Here is a 2,277-nt window from a genome sequence, read left to right as displayed (position 1 = left end):
CGCGCTCCCAGTGGCCCGCCCTGCGCGCCGCCGGCGCCGCCGAGGCGGCCGACGCGCTCACCGCAGCGGTGTACGCGGGCCGGATGAACGACGTGGACTGCGAACGGGTGCGCCACGCCTGGACCGGGGCCCGCGGCCGCCCCGACCGCCTCGCCTCCTTCACCGAGACCGTCCTGCGCAAGGGCGCCGACGCCTTCCTGCACCCCTCCGGACTGCGCGACCTGTCCCGGCGGACCGTCACCCACGACCCGCTGACCGGCCAGGTGCGCATCGGGGAGTGTGCCGACGACCCGCGCAACCCCTACCCGCGCCGCGGCTCCGGCCTGGCACTGGAGCCCGCGTCGCTCGGCACCTCACTGCTCGTCGTCGGCCCGCCCGGCTCCGGCAAGACCGACCGGGTCGTCCGGCCCGTCGTGGAGTCCCTCGCCCTGCGCGCCCTCACCGGACAGGCCGCGGTGCTCGCCGTCGGCGGCGGGGGCGGCGCGCTCGGCCCGGACGACGCCTACGACGTGGTCATCCGCATCGGCGACCCCGCATCCCCGCACGACTTCGACCTGTACGCCGGCACCACCGACCCGGACGAGGCCGCGGCGGCCCTCGCCGAAGGACTGGCCGGCGACCTGCCCACCGTGGACACCCGCCGCGCCGCCACCGCGCTCGGCCGGCTCCTCGGCCCGTACCGCACCGTCCACGGCCGCTTCCCCGCCGTCCCCGAACTCCGCGAACTCCTCGAAGGCTCCGCCGAGGCGCTGGGCGCCCTGCGCGACGCCCTGGCGAGCGGCGGCCACCACGCCATGCTGCGCGAACTGGAGGCCGGGGCGCGCCACGCGGGCAGCGCCGCCGACCCGACGGCCGTCCTGGCCGACCGGGTCGCCACCCTCGACCGGCCCGCCTTCGCCGGCTTCTTCGCCACCGGGGACGACGCCCGCCCGTTCTCGCTGCGCTCCCTGGGCCGCCATCCGCTGCGGGTCAGGATCGACCTGCCCGAACGAGTCCACGCCGAGGCCTCCCGGGTGCTGGCCCGGCTGGTGCTCGCCCAGTTCAACGCCGTCGTCGCGGCCCGCACCGACCGCGCGCAGTTCGTCTGCCTCGTCCTGGACGACGCCACGCACACCGTCACCGCCGAGACCGTCCGGGGCATCCGGCGGCTGCGGTCCATGAACGCCGGGGCGGTCCTCGCCCTGCGCACCCTGGACGACGTGCCCGAGACGCTGCACACCGCGCTGCTCGGCGCGTTCGGCTGCGCCATGGTCTTCCCCGGCCTGACCACCTGGGACGGCAAGCGCTTCGCGGAGGCGTGGGGCAAGGAGTGGGTGGAGGTCCGCGAGGTCGCCCAGCACGGGGTCTTCGCCGACCAGCCGCTGACCCGGGCCCTGCACTCGCTGCGCAAGATGGCCACCGGCAAGGCCGTCACCACCGACGCGGTGACCGTGCGCCAGGTCGAGCGGGAGCGCTGGTCCGCCTCCGCGCTCGCCTACGAACTCCCGCCCGGCCACGCGGTCCTCTCGCTGACCACGGTGGGCGGCGAGCACATGCCCCCGCTGCTCGTCCGGCTGGCCGGCTGAGGCGGGGGGCGGCGGGGGCGGCGGCCGGCCGGACCGGGGCGCGCCGGGTGCGGCAGCGGTGACAGGAACTCTGCCACCCTGGCAGAATCGAGCAGGGCCGTTCATACGGGACGGCGCAATCGCCCCGGCCCTCCCACCCCTTCCGCCGCCGCCTCTCCCGAAAGCCCCTCCATGCCGCCCACCCTCGCCTCGCTCGTCCAGCACTCGGCGCTCAGACTCCGGGTGCGCGCGGGAGCGGACCGCCTCGACACCCCGGTGCGCTGGGCGCACGCCAGCGAGCTGGCCGACCCCGTCCCCTACATGGAGGGCGGCGAGCTGCTGCTGGTCACCGCCACCAACCTGGACGCGGAGAACCCGGAGGCGATGGGGCGCTACGTGCGCAGGCTGGCCGACGCCGGGGTCGCCGGTCTCGGCTTCGCCGTGGGCGTGAACTACGACGAGGTGCCCCAGCCCCTGATCGGCGCCGCCGAGGAGGCCGGGCTGCCGCTCCTCGAAGTGCCCCGCCGCACCCCCTTCCTCGCCATCGCCAAGGCCGTCTCCTCGCAGATCGCCGCCGAGCAGTACCGGGCCGTCACCGCGGGCTTCGAGGCCCAGCGCGAACTCACCAGCGCCGCGCTCGCCGGGGACGGCCCCGACGCCCTGCTCGCCCGGCTCGCCGCCCACGTCGACGGCTGGGCCGCCCTCTACGACGCCACCGGCGCCGTGGTGGCCG

1 protein-coding gene and 1 pseudogene are annotated in these 2,277 nt (G+C 76.9%); both read left to right on the top strand.

All coding sequences use genetic code 11. The annotated features are described in order from the left end of the window. Positions 1-1,565: pseudogene (locus MHW47_RS34690) on the top strand (ATP/GTP-binding protein); the annotation flags it as partial. A gap of 171 nt (positions 1,566-1,736) precedes the next feature. Next, positions 1,737-2,277, top strand: a 541-nt coding sequence (locus tag MHW47_RS34685; RefSeq protein WP_239227806.1) for a PucR family transcriptional regulator ligand-binding domain-containing protein, incomplete at its 3' end; no start/stop codon positions are given.

The sequence above is a fragment of the Streptomyces sp. OfavH-34-F genome (genome assembly GCF_022347745.1).
Taxonomy (GTDB): domain Bacteria; phylum Actinomycetota; class Actinomycetes; order Streptomycetales; family Streptomycetaceae; genus Streptomyces.
The sequence above is the reverse complement of the archived record's forward strand: the minus strand, read 5'-3'. Positions and strand labels throughout refer to the sequence as shown.